Genomic DNA, 16,200 nt, shown 5'->3' with positions numbered 1-16,200 from the left:
TAAAAAATTATAAGTTAAAGCTATGGCAACAGTGGAAATGGTGATGCCCAAAATGGGAGAGAGCATTATGGAAGGCACTATACTTTCATGGCTAAAGAAAGAAGGAGACCTTATAGAGCAAGACGAATCTGTACTGGAAGTAGCTACGGATAAAGTGGACACCGAGGTACCTGCCACACATGCCGGTGTATTGAAGAAAATACTTGCCAAAGAAGGCGAAATCATTGAAGTTGGTAAACCAATTGCTATCATTGAAGTAAAAGAGGATGAGTCAGATGACCCAGACCCTCTTCCGGAATTGGACAATCCTTCAGTAAGCGACGATAAAGAGTTACTACAAGATGTCCCGGAATACACCAGTCTTATCCTTGGTAAAGCTTCCTACGATGACCCTGCCAATCTTGAAGAAAAAGATTTTACTCCCCTTTGGTTCAAAGCATCGCTAATCAGGAAAATGTTAGCGCAGGAGAACTGGCAGAAATTTCAGGGACAGCCAAGGGTGGTAGGGTAACCAAAAAAGATATCCTAGATTATATTTCTAAACGAGAGGCTACCCAAATTGCCTCTGAGGCAGGTCAAACAGACGAAATCCTAGAAATGGATAGGATGAGGAAGATGATTGCGCAAAGGATGTTGGATTCTAAAAACATTTCTGCCCATGTCACCTCTTTTGTTGAAGCCGACTTGACAAATATTGTTCTTTATCGAAACAAAATAAAGGATGCGTTTCAAGCAAAACAAGGCGAAAAAATTACTTTCACACCTTTTTTCATTGAGGCCATCGCTAAAGCTTTAAAAGACTTCCCCATGATGAATATATCTGTTGAGGGAGACAAAATCATAAAGAAAAAGCCATTAACATTGGTGTTGCAGTTGCCTTAGCCAATGGAAACCTAATTGTCCCTGTGATAAAAAATGCAGATAAATTAAATTTGGTAGGTTTGTCTAAAAAAATAAATGAACTTGCCATTAGAGCTAGAGAAAATAGACTAAGTGCAGAGGAACTTAAGGGAGGAACTTACACCTTATCGAATATTGGCTCTTTTGGAAATATAATGGGTACACCAATTATTGTTCAACCACAAGTTGGTATATTGGCAGTAGGCACCATTACTAAAAAGCCGGCCGTAATCGAATCTCCGACAGGAGATATGATTGGGATTCGACATAAAATGATATTATCTCACTCTTATGATCACAGAGTAGTAGATGGGGCATTGGGAGGCATGTTCGTAAAAAAAGTAGCGGACTATTTGGAATCCTTCGATATGAAAACGGTTATTTAAAACCGTTTTCTTTCCAAATTATACAATTCTTTATTTTTTCAACAATCTGATGAATTTTCACCGGTTTGGTTAGGTAGGCATTCATCCCAATATTCATGGCTAGCTCTATGTCTTCTTTAAATACGCTGGCAGACAAGCCAACGATCATGGTTTTACGCCCATTGGCCATTCCTCTAATGACTTTAGTAGCATCCATCCCATTCATCCTTGGCATTTGATTGTCCATAAAAATCAAATCAAAGCGCTTTTTCTACTGCATTTATAGCTTCTACACCATTCAAAGCTACTTCGGGCGTATAGCCCATTTGCGACAAAAGCATTAGCATAAATTTCAGGTTAATGTCGTTATCTTCCACCAACAATATATCTAGCGGATGAGCTTCTGCTAATATCTCAATCGCTTGATTTTCGCTATTTAGAAATGATTCCTTTGGATCATTTACTTTTTCTTCGCTTCCCTGCGAGATGAGTGCAAAAGTAAAAGTCGATCCTTTGTCAATCTCACTTTCTATATGGAGCACCCCTCCCATTAGCTCTATTAATTTATTCGCAATAGCTAAGCCAAGGCCTGTTCCTTTATATTCACCATTGGAAGACTCACTTGCTTGGGTAAAGGGCTTGACCAACTGTGGAATTTTTCTTTGGCAATACCTACTCCGTTGTCTTTAACTGTACAAGTAAGGATTAGATTTTTTGTGAAGATCAATTCGCCACTAATACTAATATCAATTTGCCCTCCTACTTTAGAAAACTTTACTGCATTCCCTATAATGTTAAAAAAGATCTGGGCCAATTTATCCTTATCCAGAATAATTATTTTTGGGATATTTTTTTCAATTTTTAAATTAATAACCAGTGAATTCTGCTGAGCCATTCCTGAAAATACCTTAATGATTTTCACCAATTCAGCAGTTAAATTCATGGCAACAGGATCCAGCTCCATTTTCCCTGCTTCAATTTTAGAATAATCAAGGATATCATTGACGATATTCAACAAAGACTCTCCCGAATCACTAATTATTGACAAAAGTTCATTTTGCTCTTCAGAAAGCTCGGTCTTAAATAATAAGCCTGTTATCCCTAAAAGCCCATTCAATGGGGTTCTAATTTCATGACTCATATTCGCCAGAAAGCTGGATTTCTCCCTATTTGCTAATTCCGCAGCTTCTTTGGCTTCGCTAAGCCCCCTTTCCCATAAGCGCTGTCCAGTAATGTCGCGCGCAACTGAAATTATCCTATCTTCATCCAGCTTAAAAAACCTAACCTCAAAATACCTGCGTCCTATATCCAAAAGCAGATCCAACTCCTCTGTCTGCATTTTACCTGTCAAAATCACTTTGTTGAAAGCGCGCATTGCTTTCTCTCCGGCTTCACCAACCAAAACCTCACTAATTTTCTTTCCTAACGATAGGGTGGGAGGAACTACTAAAAGCTCTTCTTGTTGTACATAATAATCAAGGTAGACGCCCTGATTATTATAAATAAATATTATATCCGGTAGGCAATTTAGGACAGACCGCAATCTGTTTTCACTTTTTATTAATTCTTGATCCGCTCTATATTTAGCATTGATGTCCGTAAAAATCCCAACGGAACCCTCATAAGTTGAATCCTTGTTATAAATTAATTTTTCAAAAATTTTAACTCTTATAGAATTACCATTTTTTGTCTCCGATGTAAATTCGAAGTTGAATACTCCTTCTTTTTTTCAATAAGCCCTTGTCTGGATTCTAAAAATTCATCGCTTTGGGTAATAATAAAATCTTTGACCGACCGGCCTACCAACTCTTCCGGATTGTATCCTAAAACTTCCCTAACATTCTCACTTACCTTATAAATTTTATCTTCTCGATCTTGATAATAAATAAAGCCTTTTGACTGCTGAAGTAAGATTGTTTGCTGCTTCAATAATTGGTTTAGATTTTTGGATTTTTTTCAAGAAAATTACTATTCTCTTTTGTGATTTTGAAATATTTGAAGATAAAGGCAATGATTATTGCCAATAAGACAAGTAGGGCAGCAAATAAGTGAAAATAATTTTCAAAAATATCCGCATCAATAGAGGGCTTTTCCTGAACAAAAACAAAGGCAAAATTTTCATCGAGATTCACTAACTTAAAAGGGTATTGCACCAAAAGGTACTCCTTTGCATCCTCTTCACTTTCCTCTGTGATTTGGCTCCAATAATCCCCCTCTACCCCTCCTTCAATTTCATTAACAATTTCATCCTGTACTAATTTATCTTTAAAGAAAATAGGACCATTGTTATTTATATTATAGAACCCTTCTTTTCCATAAACCAGTTTATCGGTATTTGGCCCTAGGTAATATTTCTTTAATAGGTCTTCAAAATATTTCTTTAAGTTGAGCTTTACAGAAACTTTAACATTTCCTGCATTGGATTGGAGAAGTAAAGATGACGAGTCAGCGTATCCACTCATCCAATTACTATCCAATGGGTTTGCAACCAGTTTATTGTTCTCATCCAATGTATAAACTTGTCCAACATCTCCAATACCAATGCTTAAAGTGTCTATTAATTGAATGTATGTACTTAGCAATTTCTCTACTCTTAGAGAGTCGATTTTTTTGGAATTTTCGCTCAATTCTCCTCGATTGATTAGCTCTTGGTTTTCAACAAAAAAAAGTAAGTCTTCATTGAAATGTTTGAAAGACCTCTGGGCTTCATGAGCGGCAAACTCTACCTGTTTGTTTAAGAAAAAAGTCCTGTTTTCTACTAGGTTTTTAGAAATAGAATTGTAAAAAAATAGCGCCAAAAGCAAGGTAAATATTACGGACACGGCTCCCAAGCCAACCAACCACCAGCGGTTTTTAGGGGCTGGTGGTTGTGGCAGTTCGTATCTCTGAATATTATTATTACTGGTCATCTATTTCTAAAAGGGTAACAACCCTTATCTTTTTTACTTTTCCCAAGAACTTGAATTAATCCTCTTTTTTCATCTCCATTAGCTTTGTTTCAATTTTATATGATCCTTAAGGAAACCAATCGAACTAATTGTTCTTGAAGGAATGTGCAGAAATAATTTTGTGGTGGCAATACACCCCATATGATAATTCTTATCTATCATAAATTCAGGCCCTTTCCAAAGTCCAAGTCCTTTGATAAGCACTATTAAATCTTCCTCTGACTTCAATAAATTGTAAAATAAACTCGGCATGCGGTTTAGCAAATCTTTTAATGTTCTGAGTAGATTCTCTTTTAAGCATCACAGATTTTATTTTTTGTTAAAGATATCAAGAGGGAAAGCCTTAGTCACCTTACGCAATAAAACAATATTATAAAGTAACCTATCTCAAATATCATTTTTCATTAACAATGAACAACTTTATCAATTCGAATTAAAGCATCTAATATTAACAAAGAGTTAGAATTTTAATCATTTACATGCGATTAACAAGAAGAAGATAACAAAAATGTAATAAAAAATACGAAAAATAAATATTACATCTTTAAATATTTAAATTATGACAAATTTAAAAATTTTTCGTTACATTCTGAAGTGATTGATGCATTTCATCAAACCTTTTTTCACTTGCTCAAAGAAAACTCCTCCCATTAAAGCCTCTAAATCATTTTCTTCAAGCACATCCATGGCCGGAACCTTGAAAGTCTGTTCCATATTACCAAGTTCAAATTTTATTATATACTTGTTGTTCCATTCGAACAAACTAATCCTAATGCCATCATTGACAAGTTCATTAACTACCCTCATAAAGGTTTTTTAATTTCTGTAGAATAAGTTATTGTTGATTTCAGGCTTGACGCCACAGAACAATACTTATCAACGGCCAACTTAATTACTTTTTCAAACTCCAACTCGGTGGCATCAGGGGAGGTCAAGGTAAAGTGTAAATGAATAGACTTATAGAAAGCCGGGGTTCCATCATTCCTTATTCCTTCAGCATGTATTTCAAAATTGTCCACTTGCTTGCGCTTTTTCTTCATCATCAATACTGCATCTACAGCTGAACACCCGGCCAAACCGGAAAGTAACAGTTCCATGGGAGATTGATGTTTCTTTTCAGCGCTATCATACATGTCCATTTGGACTTTATTCCCTTCAGGATTGACCGATTCATATTCTCGGTCAGCAACCATATGAAGTCTTATTTCTTTCTTATTCATAACAATTGATTTTTATTTTCAATGATTTATAATCCATTTAATATTTTAAGAAACAAAATTAAGCAAGGTTATGCTTATAATTAAAAAATTGAAGGTCCAAGATTAAAAAAATAGAGCCTTTGGCAAGTAAAAAGCTTATTATTAATAAAAATTAACGTTTCCATGCCAATCAGGGTTGACAGAACACCTACTTTTTTTACAGAAACAGCTTTTTCCCAAAGTAAACTGATACGGTTGTCAAACGATAAACTTAATTCTCTAGGACTTAGAGGAAAACTATAATTACAACTTCAAATCAATACCCGAAGGCTTTGTCTAGCCCTACACTAAAAGAGACAGACTCTCCTACTAGCTTACTTGATAAAATATTGGCCAACCTATCATTAAATTGTAACTTTAGGATTTTAATCGAACACCTGAATACAACCCTTCTTTTAATGGTATATACCAAAATTTTCAATTTTTATCCCGAAAACTAAAATTTCACCTTCAATGAGTAACCCTATCAAAATCGTCAACCCTGAAGAAGCCGTAAGTTGTGTAAAAAGCAATCAAAGAATCTTTATTCATGGGAGTGCTGCGACACCGCTATCTTTATTAGATGCATTGGCGGATAGAAAATATGAACTAAAAAATGTAGAAGTAGTGTCAATCACAACACTTGGGAAAATGCCTTTGGCAGATCAATCATGCAAAGGAAGCTTTTACTTAAACTCCTTATTTGTTTCAGAAAATATCAGAACAGCAGTAAACAGTGATCAAGGAGGTTACGTACCAGTATTCTTAAGTGAAATCGGGCGCCTTTTCAGAAAAAGAATTTTACCGATAGATGTGGCTTTCATCAATGTCTCTCCACCTGACCAGCATGGATACTGCTCCTTAGGCACCTCTGTTGATGTAGCAAGACCGGCTGTAGATACTGCAAGTATAGTGATTGCACAGATCAATAAACAAATGCCTAGGACAATGGGAGATGGTCAAATACATGTAAGCAAAATAGATGCAGCCATTGAAGTAGATGAACCCTTACCAGAAGTAAATTACTCATCAAAACTGCAAGAAGCGGACTATAAAATCGGTAGTTATATTGCCGAAATGATTGATGACCGATCTACCCTACAGTTAGGCATTGGGGGCATACCTGATGCTGTATTAAAATCCCTCACAGGCCACAAAGACCTAGGCATACATACAGAAATGTTCTCTGATGGGGTAATTGATTTATTTAACTCAGGAGCCATAACCAACAAATACAAGGTAAAACATCCCGGAAAAATTGTCTCCTCATTTGTAATAGGAACCAAAAAACTATACGAAAGCATTCATGATAACCCTGCCTTTTCTTTTCATGAGGCTGCCTATGTTAATGATACAGCAACAATTCGTAAAAACCCAAAAGTAATGTCCATCAATTCTTGTGTAGAGATAGATCTTACCGGCCAGGTTTGCGCAGATTCCATCGGTAGTTATCATTATTCCGGAGTGGGTGGCCAAATGGATTTTATTAGAGGAGCTGCATTGTCAGATGGCGGCAAACCTATAATGGCCCTTCGTGCTTCCACCAATAAAGGTCAATCCAAAATAACACCATTTTTAAAACAAGGTGCCGGAGTTGTAACCACCAGAGCACATGTACATTATGTGGTAACGGAATATGGAACAGCCTATTTATATGGTAAAAACCTTTCCCAAAGGGCGCACGAATTAAAAAAATAGCTGCTCCGGAGCATCAGGAAGAGTTGGATCGGGCAATTTTCGATCGATTTGGCAGTTTTATCTATCCATTTAAATAAAGCATTTACTTTGCCTCCTAATAGCTTAACTGCCACCCACAGCTGTTAGGAGGCCTAAAATTTACGCTTGCTTAAAGTATAAAATAAAGTGAGTTCCTTCACCTTCTCTACTTTCCATTATTAAATTACCCCCATTGAGCTCCAGAAATTGTTTTACGAGTAAAAGACCCAAACCGGTTCCTTTCTCATTGGCAGTCCCCTTACAGAGGGAATTCTTGCATAATCCTTCCCATTAATCATCCCATGGTATTTGCTGTCAATTCCAATACCGGAATCTTCAATATGACATAGGGCAAAATTATCGTTCAATTCATAACGGATTTTAATGATCCCATCCTCCGGAGTAAATTTTATAGCATTACCAATAATGTTTTGAATAATGATTTTTAGTTGCACCTTGTCAATCATTATATCCATATTCTCTACTATTTGATGCTCCGTTTTTAAAAGTTTTGTTTTGATCTGAAAACTATAACCTTGCAATACCTCAGTTACTATTTGTGGCAATTTTACCATTGAAGGATTAGGTTTCACTCCATCCATTTGCCTATTGGCCCATTGTAAGAGCTCATTAAGCATTATTTCCGTATTTCTTATTTGACCGGCTAAAAGCTCATACGCCTCATTTTCATCTTCTTCATTGAAATACCCCTTCCCTTTCATTTCCAACAATTGCTTGATGGAGTTTATGGGTGACCTCAGGTCATGAGAAATAATACTCAAAAGCTTGGTCTTTGCCAAGTTCATTTCAAGCAAACTCTTATTTTGCTGATCAATGTGGAGTTTTTGCTTTTCTATTGCCTTGTTCTTCTTTTGAAGTGAAGCGTTGAAACGCTCTTTCAATATCACATTTTTACGAAAAAAATAAATGGCAAAACCTGAGAACAACACCAAAAGACTTAGGAAAATTAATAACCTATTCCTTTGCTTTAGTAGGGCTTGGTCTTTTTCACTCTCAACCTTTAAATTTTCATTTTCTGCTTGGGTTAACTTCAATTGCAACCTAGCAATCTGCCTGCTTTTGTCTTCATTATAAAGACTGTCTCCATAGGCCTTACTTAATGATAAAAAATGATAGGCCTGATCAAACTCTTTTTGTTTTTTATAGATTTGACTTAGCAGTTGCGTAATATTTTTCAAATCCCAATGGGCTCCATGAGTGACAGCAGTGCCAAAGGCAGCCCTACCTAAAGACAATGCTTCATCAATGGATCCACTCTCAAATTTTAGTTGAGCCAATCCGGTCAACGCAAATGTTTTCTCCCAATTTGAGAGTGCCAAGCTATCTTGAAGCACACTATTGTATTTCTCTGAAGCCTTTTTCAACTCCCCCATTTCATGGTACACTTTGGCTGTTCGGTTATTTACCATCAGGTTTAAATGCTTATGAGGGAAATTAATCAAGAAATCACTTGCTGTTCTCAAGTGATTCATGGATAATTCAAGATCACCCAACTCATTTTGTAGAATCCCTAAATTGAAATGATTTTTTGCTATTCTAACACTATCATTCAATGAATGGTTAATAGATAAACATTCCTCGAATATTTCTTTAGCCACCTCATGTTCACCTTCTACCATCAGCACAAGGCCTCTTCCATTTAGGGCAATCTCTTTTTCTACATCGGCCTCTGCTCTTACAGCAAATTCATAAGCTGATAGAAACCGCCTTAGGGCAAGCTCATACTCTCCCGAGATATAGTAAACCGTCCCTTCTTGATTATTGATCCTAGCATTTAATTTTGGATCTGCAATACTTTTTGCCAACTCTTTCGCCTGATTGACATAGGAAATAGCTATTTCTTTATGATCGTATTGTGCCGCTGCAGATGCTTTAAGTAAGGAGTTCATGGTGGCTATATCATTGGCAATAGATTGAGATGGAATTAAAGTAACAGCACAAAAAAATAAAATCCTCAAATAAAACATATTGATAAAACTACCCATTCAATTTTCTACAAACCTGATATTCAATAACATTACCATTTCGCTACAGGAATACTTAAAATATAAATAAACGTTATTCCTTAAAGATAAGCAAAAGGAGGAAAAATTAGCTATACAAAGCTATAATCACTTGTTTTACAGCGCAAAAAGCAATACAAAACCAAAATTCTTTATTAAATATTAATAGAAAACCCATACTTTGAGAAGAAATTTCGAGAAAAAACACTGAGTTTTGTGCTCTATAATTTTATTAGAGAGCTCTTACTAATGAGACCAAAAATAATAAAAAAGCCGTGGTCAAACCTTTGAGATCTGAGCCAACGGCTATGGTAACTAAAATTATTCACCTTTCTATTTGGCGGCCAATTCCGCTAAAGCTTTTACCAACCTATCCAAATCACTAGGTTTGGTGTAAACATGCGGAGAAACTCGAACAACATCTATATTTTCAAAACTAACAGGCGAAGTATGAATTTTATATGTTTTCAGGAGTATACTTTCAAGTTCTCTTGGCGTCATACCATCTATAGATACGCCTGCTATCACACAGCTATACTCAGGTTTCAATGAAGTGTGCAGCTTTACCCCAGGGATTTTAATGGCTTTTTCAGCCCAATAATTCTTTAAGTACCTGGCACGTTCTTCTTTCCGCTTTCTCCCTATTGCATTGTGGAAATTTATTGCTTCACCTATCCCCTGCTCCAAAGGAAAGCTCCTTGTTCCCAATGATTCAAACTTTCTGATATCTCCTCGGGTTGGATCTTGGTCACAGAATAAAGGCCAAACCTTAGAAATATGTTCTTTTTTAATCCACATCATTCCTGTACCTATAGGGGCAGAAAGGTACTTATGAAGACTGGTACCAAAATAATCCGCCTCCAAGTCAGGGATATCAAAATCAAGCAATCCGAAAGAATGTGCGCCATCAACAATCACCTCAATACCTCTTTCATGGGCCATTCGGCAAATTTTCTTTACCGGCATGATTTGCCCTACCCAATTGATCACATGGGTTACATGGATAATCTTGGTTTTGGGAGAAATTGCCTTTCTATACATGTCCACGATATGCTCATCATCCTCAATTGGAAAATCGAAAGACAACTGTTTATAAACAATCCCTTCTCTCAGAGCCCTTTGTTTCCACGCATTCATCATATTAGGGTAATCCTGAATACTACCGATAACCTCATCCCCTTTGTTTAAATCTAAACCGTGAATCACCGAATTGAGCGCTTCTGTCGCATTCCTATTGATACCGATTTCCTCAGGATCACACCCCCAAGGTCCGCCAATTTTTGACGCAGTGGCTCTCTTCCCTGATCTAAGATCCGCCACATATAATAAGAAGGTGCCATATTGGCCATTTTATCATATCTGTCTACCGCATCAAGCACCAGCTTAGGGCTGGGAGAAACACCTCCATTGTTAAGGTTCAATACCGGAGAAGAGCTTGCCGGGTAAGCCTGTTGAATTAAAGACCAATAATCTTCATTGCTCGCCATTTCTTCAGGACTCAAATCATTATAAATTTTGGCTTTCTCTTCAAAATCTTCTGCATGCAGCTGATTAAAAAGACTACCCGATGAAAATGCGCCGGCCATTACCAATGATTTTTTAAAAAGCTTCTTCTGTTTGAATTATTCATTTTTTCTTTTTTAATACTGAGGTGAAATTCACTCTCTAAAATTCAAAATTTAGTAAAGTAGGTTTCTGGGCATTTTTAACATGCAAAATACTATAAATAATCCAAAAATGAAGGCGTTTACGTAAATCATAGTGAATTATGCCATCAACTACCTAATCTCAAATTGGGTAATTTACCCCCTTTATGTTCATTCACCCACCAATATTGATATTCAAATTAGGCTTCTTGTATAAGGGAATTTGAAACTAATTTATTTGAATTTTATCCTACCAAACCTCAAATATTTTTATACCAATCCCCATAAATCGCCAATAAATGGGCATGGTATTTAACGCATCTTTTTTTGACGCTAAACTTATGAAGATGAGCCTAGAGGTTCTTTTTCGAATAATTTAGCAAAAGCCAACACATTAGGGTAAACCTTCAATTCTTTATAAACATCAGCTGAAGAGAAAAACCTAATTTCCACACATTCAGAAGTTGGCTGAAAATTCAAACTTTCCAGTTGCACTTCATACATAGCATTGGCTATGAATATGTTGTTGTGATTTTTTATGGTAAAGAAATGCGACGGTTGGGCAGAAATAGAGGTTACATTTAATTTCATTTCTTCCCAAATTTCCCTTTTTAAACCGTCTCGTGGAGATTCTCCAAAATCTAAGCCTCCTCCGGGCAACTCCCAAAAGCCATTGTCTTCTTTGACCAACAAAAAACGATTCTGCTTATCACAAATTAATGCTTTTACACTTACCCTATAAAAGCAATCAGGTATTTGATTTGCCATTTTATTTATTTATTCAGCCATGCCACCTTTTGGGTAGCATCATGCGCTTTACCCAGAATTGAACCATATAGCTCCGGCCTTCGTGCATTTCTATAACGATACCCTCCTGAAAGTTTTAGCTTTTCTTTGGTTAAATCAGCTATTACAAATTCATTGTTGAGTTTTCTACACTCAGCTATGATATCCCCGTAAGGATCTATAATCATCGAGCAACCATTTTTCAACTGGTCATCGTCCATCCCTATTGGATTAGAAAAAACCACGTATACCCCATTGTCATATGCCCTAGCAGGCAACCACTTCATCAGCCACTGCCTTCCCTTCATTCCATCAAATTCAAGGCGCAAAGAAGTGGGATCGTTCTTTCTATTTTCCCAAAGTTTTGGGTCTACAAACCCCGCCCCTGGACGAGTAGATGGAGTACACATGGTGACATGGGGCATAAAAATTATTTCTGCTCCTAACAAACAGGTTGCTCTTACATTTTCTATAATATTGTTGTCATAACAAATTAAGATCCCACATTTCCACCCCTTACATTCAAATACACAATAATTTGAGCCTGGTGTAATGTGAGGGTTAATAAAGGGGTGCAACTTATGATAATTGGCTTGCAAACCATTTTCATCTACACATACATATGACTTAAAAATCCCCCCATCATTATCTTTTTCAAAAAGCCCTGCTAATAGCGTGATTTTATTTTTCCTAGCTATTTCAGTCAGCCGCTGTATGCTTGGCCCATCAGGAATATACTCCGAAAGGTCCAACATCTGTTTCTTGCTCAATTTGCGGGCAAAGGAATATCCTGTAATGGAACATTCGTGAAATGCAATAATATCGGCACCTTCCTCAGCTGCCTTTTTGCTCATTTCTTCAATGATATTAAGGTTATATTCCTTATCTCCACTTCTATTTTCGAATTGAGCTGATGCTATTTTTAAATCCATATCTCTAATTTTTATTCAATCACATTTAAGTTAGCGCTCATTATTAATGGCTTTTAATAAAGAATAGGGACCTTCAGCGTCTGCTGTGATGTGCCAGACCATCACCCCTGCCAACTCTAATTCTTTAGCCAATGCTGTTTTTTTTCCGATCAATTCAGGGGAATTATAATAAATCACCCCACCTTCATTGGAAACAATACTATCTTGAAGATAGGCTTCAGGGTAGGCTTCTAAGATATGTTTATACCTTAAACTTGCAGGGACCCCGGAACCAAAGCCATAGCCATAAAAAGGTAAACCTAACAACAACTTGGATTTTGGAACAGCTCTAACGTTATGATAATAATGAATATCATCCACTGCCATTTCATAAGGAGAATGTTGCCCAACTATCTCTAAGTTCCATGGCCCAGTTTCGTCATAGGACATGATATTTATATAATCGTAAAGCCCTAGTATTTCATCCGATATCTTGTTCCCATTCCAACTTGCCAAGGCGGCTGTCATTAATTTACCGGAGGCTTTTAATGTCTGATGTAACTCCTTGACAAAAGGTGCATAATTTTCATTGATCAGGGCATTTTCTAAATCTACATCTACTCCATCAAAGCCATATTTATTTACCAAATCGACAATTTGCTGTACCCAATAACTTCTATGCCCTTCTTGGATAAGATCTTCCAAATATTCTGGTGGTGCTCCACCACCAATGGAAATAAAAGCGCGAACATTGTTCAAATGAGCTTTTTCCACCAAATATTCATACCCGCTGTTCTCTAAAAAATCCCCCTTAGCGTCCGGCTGTACAAAGGCTAGGTTAATGTCTGTATAGGAGGACCAATCTATTAGATTTACTTCTTCCTCTAACTCCTCATTGACAAAAAGATAACCCAATACCCTAAAACTTTCTACTTTTCTAATATTCTGCCCCTTTCCTTCGGGTATCGAACAAGCTAAACCAATCAATAACAACAAACTAATTGCTTTTTTCATATTTGTTAAAGTATTATCCTTCCTAATGTCCAAGTAGTAAAGTCCCCTTTGAATAAAACTTAAGGCAGATTGTTGGTCAATCACTTTATCATGTACATGTTCAAACCAAATTATACTACAGCAAATTAGGCTTTAACCACCAGCAATCTTATTGATGTTCAAAAGAATAATTGCCCTAAGTCTTTATAAAATACAAACACAACGCATCCTATATTTTCTAGTAAGACAATATAGCGAAAACAGGCAAATGATCAGAAGCATACCTCTCAACAATAACCTCATGGTGCTTTACAACAAAGTCCTTATGTGCCCTATAAAATATAAAGTCTATCGCCTTATCGGGATTATTAACCGGGATAGTAGGCGGACACTCACCTTGACATGTTCTGTCAAAATTCTTATCCAATAATTGTATCGCGTCAGATGCGGAAATTGCATTGAAATCACCGGCTATTATCACAGGTATTTGTTCATTTTTGAAATAAGAGACAATATCCTCAGCTTGTAGTGCAGTTATTGCATCGCTTTTAAAATCAAGATGTGTTGAAGCAAATTTCAGTTTTTGGTTGCCGGGCAAAGTTACTTCTACAGTTAATATAGCCCTAGGCTCAGATTTTTCTTCCGTGATTAATTGATGAAAAAATTGTTTATCAATCGGAAATTTTGAAAGGATAGCATTCCCGTACCCTCCACCCTGATAGGGCATTGAAGGCTCAAAGTAAAAATTCATCCCGGTCAAGCTTGCCAATTCCTTGGCCTGATTTAGATTGACACCTGATCGCTTGGTATTTACATCCACTTCCTGCAAAGCCACTAAATCCGGTTTGGAAGAATTTATCACCTTGGCAATCGCCTCAACATCAATTAAATCAGGTTTTGACGGTGGATTGGCATGATGAATATTGTAGGCCATCACTTTTAATTCTTTGCCTTTTTGCCCATAAATAGGCCCGGAAATCAATAAGGCGAAAACAAAGAATCCAAGTGAAAAAATTGAGGTATTAATAAAAGTTCTTTTCATGGATCAAGGTAAATTTAATTCTGAGTTTGGTAGGCTAAAGGTATTATATTCCTCCCATTTAAGCTTAAAACCTACATTCGAAATTTACCGTTGGTATGAAAAAGAATAAATCTATTAAGATTTCTTGCCTTGTCTTCCATTTTTTATTTTTTCAAGCGGCTGATCGCTGGAGTTGTTTTTTTTTCAATCACAAAATGAATCAAGACCATTTACTTATCCAGCATATAATAAATATTGAATAACCCCATATTACCACCTATAATTCTATAATGCATTAAATGATTTAACAATCCTTACCTATAAAAATCCTGTTTTAACATTTAAATTTCAGAATTCCATCTTTCACATAAGAAAAAATGCTATATGAATTATAAATTTTGTTTATCAAATAATTTCATGGATTTTTCAACGGTGAAAGTTTGAAAATTACTAGTGAATATTTAGGAAATACTTGTAATTTTCTTTAAAATCACCATTTAATTGACTGTAATTATCTGTAATGAGCAATTCCGTTTATAAAGACACAGAAAAAGATTCCAAGTGGTTGAAAGCAGTAAATGCTATTCAATCGTTGGGGGATTTACCTGACTTGTCTTTTGATAGTATTACAGGATTGATTGCGGATAGTTTTGAAGCACCAATTGCCTTGGTAACCCTTTTAGGACAAGACAAGGTTTGGTTTAAATCCAAGATAGGTCTGTCCACAAATGAAATTTCCCGAATTCAGTCAGAGGGTTTTTATTTATTAACGAGGGATGGAGGATTTGAAATTTCTGACCTTTCCAAAGACCCTCGCTTTTCTGAGGAGCAATTGGTGCTTGAGGGCAATCCAATACTATTCTATGCGGGTCATCCCATTTTTTCACCAGAAGGCATTATCATTGGAGCTTTATGTGTGTTGGATTACAAGCCTCAAAAACTTCAAGCAAGCCAGAAGAAAACATTAAAGGTTTTTACTGAGCAAATCCAAAAACAAATCGAATTAAACATAACGGAAAACAAACTTCGTTCATTCAACCAAAAAACAGGGACTATCCTCAAAAACATAGGCGACGTTGTCTTTTTATTAGACGAAGATCAAGTTTTCAGGGAATACTTTACTGCAAATGAGGAACATTTAAAATTCCCTCCAAAAGTTTTTCTCAACAACAAAATAAGCGAAGTTGGCTTTAAACCTGAGTTAGTAGAACTTTTTCAGAAATTATTTAAGCAAGCATTAGAAACAGGGAAAAAGCAGACCAAAGAATACCATCTTGAAATCAAAGGTGTAACTGAATGGTTCGAAGTAACCTTTGAAAAAATGATATTGACAGACAATGATATATTGTGCATTGTAAACAATATCAGTCGTCAAAAAAGCGAAGAAATAAAGACAGAGCAGACAATTAAAGAATACCAAGATTTCTTCGAAAACACCCAAGGCATGATGATCAAGCATGGCTTAGACGGGAAAATTTTACATATTAATAATTCGGGTATACGAATTTTAGAATACACTAAAGAGGAACTTCTAAAGATGAATATGCTTGATTTGGTGGTAAATAAGGATATTTATAATGAATACCTCAAAAAATAAAATCAGAGAAAGCATACTATGGTACTGGAAGGTTAATTTCCAAGTCAGGAGAAAC

The 16,200-nt window shown here is 36.2% G+C and carries 12 protein-coding genes and 4 pseudogenes; 3 read left to right on the top strand and 13 right to left on the bottom strand.

The annotated features are described in order from the left end of the window. The first annotated feature begins 22 nt into the window (after positions 1 to 22). Positions 23 to 1,286, top strand: a pseudogene (locus WG932_RS28735) (dihydrolipoamide acetyltransferase family protein). On the opposite strand, the gene WG932_RS28730 reads toward WG932_RS28735, so the two are convergent. The 6 genes and pseudogenes from WG932_RS28730 to WG932_RS28705 all read right to left on the bottom strand — a co-directional run bounded on the left by WG932_RS28730 (position 1,279) and on the right by WG932_RS28705 (position 5,433). Then, positions 1,279 to 1,512: a response regulator gene (locus tag WG932_RS28730; RefSeq protein ID WP_483086190.1), complete on the bottom strand. Its 234-nt coding sequence runs from the start codon at positions 1,510 to 1,512 to the stop codon at positions 1,279 to 1,281. The pseudogene WG932_RS28735 and the gene WG932_RS28730 overlap by 8 nt on opposite strands. Before the next feature lie 10 nt (positions 1,513 to 1,522). Then, positions 1,523 to 2,808 (bottom strand): annotated as a pseudogene (locus WG932_RS28725) (sensor histidine kinase). 125 nt (positions 2,809 to 2,933) lie between these two features. Further along, a complete protein-coding gene (locus tag WG932_RS28720) occupies positions 2,934 to 3,194 on the bottom strand; it encodes a PAS domain-containing protein (protein WP_483086189.1) in 261 nt (86 codons plus the stop codon). Between the two features lie 8 nt (positions 3,195 to 3,202). Further along, entirely contained in the window at positions 3,203 to 4,174 is a 972-nt protein-coding gene (locus WG932_RS28715) for a hypothetical protein (protein ID WP_483086188.1), read from the bottom strand. Positions 4,175 to 4,795: 621 nt separating this feature from the next. Beyond that, positions 4,796 to 5,020, bottom strand: coding sequence for a hypothetical protein (locus WG932_RS28710; protein WP_483086187.1), 225 nt, complete (start codon positions 5,018 to 5,020; stop codon positions 4,796 to 4,798). After that, a complete protein-coding gene (locus WG932_RS28705) occupies positions 5,017 to 5,433 on the bottom strand; it encodes an OsmC family protein (protein ID WP_014021040.1) in 417 nt (138 codons plus the stop codon). Before WG932_RS28705 ends, WG932_RS28710 begins: the two co-directional genes overlap by 4 nt. Positions 5,434 to 5,925: 492 nt before the next feature. Here WG932_RS28705 and WG932_RS28700 point away from each other — a divergent pair. Then, positions 5,926 to 7,226: pseudogene (locus tag WG932_RS28700) on the top strand (acetyl-CoA hydrolase/transferase family protein). A gap of 61 nt (positions 7,227 to 7,287) precedes the next feature. Here WG932_RS28700 and WG932_RS28695 read toward each other — a convergent pair. The 7 genes and pseudogenes from WG932_RS28695 to WG932_RS28665 all read right to left on the bottom strand — a co-directional run bounded on the left by WG932_RS28695 (position 7,288) and on the right by WG932_RS28665 (position 14,569). Next, positions 7,288 to 7,398, bottom strand: a complete 111-nt coding sequence (locus WG932_RS28695; RefSeq protein ID WP_483086186.1) for a hypothetical protein — start codon at positions 7,396 to 7,398, stop codon at positions 7,288 to 7,290. Then, positions 7,380 to 9,173, bottom strand: a complete 1,794-nt coding sequence (locus tag WG932_RS28690; RefSeq protein WP_483086185.1) for a tetratricopeptide repeat-containing sensor histidine kinase — start codon at positions 9,171 to 9,173, stop codon at positions 7,380 to 7,382. Before WG932_RS28690 ends, WG932_RS28695 begins: the two co-directional genes overlap by 19 nt. 351 nt (positions 9,174 to 9,524) lie before the next feature. Further along, positions 9,525 to 10,821 (bottom strand): annotated as a pseudogene (locus WG932_RS28685) (aminotransferase class V-fold PLP-dependent enzyme). 355 nt (positions 10,822 to 11,176) lie between these two features. Then, a complete protein-coding gene (locus WG932_RS28680; RefSeq protein WP_014021036.1) occupies positions 11,177 to 11,605 on the bottom strand; it encodes an NUDIX hydrolase in 429 nt (142 codons plus the stop codon). 5 nt (positions 11,606 to 11,610) lie between these two features. Beyond that, the gene (locus WG932_RS28675; RefSeq protein ID WP_149393873.1) at positions 11,611 to 12,555 is read right to left on the bottom strand and encodes a nitrilase family protein; all 945 of its coding nucleotides are present in this window, start codon (positions 12,553 to 12,555) and stop codon (positions 11,611 to 11,613) included. A gap of 30 nt (positions 12,556 to 12,585) precedes the next feature. Beyond that, positions 12,586 to 13,548, bottom strand: a complete 963-nt coding sequence (locus tag WG932_RS28670; RefSeq protein WP_339677666.1) for a glycosyl hydrolase family 18 protein — start codon at positions 13,546 to 13,548, stop codon at positions 12,586 to 12,588. A gap of 217 nt (positions 13,549 to 13,765) precedes the next feature. Beyond that, positions 13,766 to 14,569: an endonuclease/exonuclease/phosphatase family protein gene (locus tag WG932_RS28665; protein WP_339677668.1), complete on the bottom strand. Its 804-nt coding sequence runs from the start codon at positions 14,567 to 14,569 to the stop codon at positions 13,766 to 13,768. 499 nt (positions 14,570 to 15,068) lie between these two features. On the opposite strand from WG932_RS28665, the gene WG932_RS28660 reads away from it, so the two are divergent. After that, positions 15,069 to 16,145 carry a PAS domain S-box protein gene (locus tag WG932_RS28660; RefSeq protein WP_483086184.1) on the top strand — a complete coding sequence of 359 codons (1,077 nt, stop codon included), beginning with the start codon at positions 15,069 to 15,071 and terminating at the stop codon, positions 16,143 to 16,145. Positions 16,146 to 16,200: the final 55 nt, after the last annotated feature.

The sequence above is a fragment of the Cyclobacterium sp. SOCE241 genome (assembly GCF_056867545.1).
The sequence above is the reverse complement of the archived record's forward strand: the minus strand, read 5'-3'. Positions and strand labels throughout refer to the sequence as shown.

What these genes read in the sequence shown, in the direction of transcription:
- WG932_RS28730 (WP_483086190.1), bottom strand. Translation starts at nt 1,512, where the DNA reads ATGGACAATCAAATGCCAAGGATGAATGGGATGGATGCTACTAAAGTC.
- WG932_RS28715 (WP_483086188.1), bottom strand. Translation starts at nt 4,174, where the DNA reads ATGACCAGTAATAATAATATTCAGAGATACGAACTGCCACAACCACCA.
- WG932_RS28710 (WP_483086187.1), bottom strand. Translation starts at nt 5,020, where the DNA reads ATGAGGGTAGTTAATGAACTTGTCAATGATGGCATTAGGATTAGTTTG.
- WG932_RS28705 (WP_014021040.1), bottom strand. Translation starts at nt 5,433, where the DNA reads ATGAATAAGAAAGAAATAAGACTTCATATGGTTGCTGACCGAGAATAT.
- WG932_RS28690 (WP_483086185.1), bottom strand. Translation starts at nt 9,173, where the DNA reads ATGGGTAGTTTTATCAATATGTTTTATTTGAGGATTTTATTTTTTTGT.
- WG932_RS28680 (WP_014021036.1), bottom strand. Translation starts at nt 11,605, where the DNA reads ATGGCAAATCAAATACCTGATTGCTTTTATAGGGTAAGTGTAAAAGCA.
- WG932_RS28675 (WP_149393873.1), bottom strand. Translation starts at nt 12,555, where the DNA reads ATGGATTTAAAAATAGCATCAGCTCAATTCGAAAATAGAAGTGGAGAT.
- WG932_RS28670 (WP_339677666.1), bottom strand. Translation starts at nt 13,548, where the DNA reads ATGAAAAAAGCAATTAGTTTGTTGTTATTGATTGGTTTAGCTTGTTCG.
- WG932_RS28665 (WP_339677668.1), bottom strand. Translation starts at nt 14,569, where the DNA reads ATGAAAAGAACTTTTATTAATACCTCAATTTTTTCACTTGGATTCTTT.
- WG932_RS28660 (WP_483086184.1), top strand. Translation starts at nt 15,069, where the DNA reads ATGAGCAATTCCGTTTATAAAGACACAGAAAAAGATTCCAAGTGGTTG.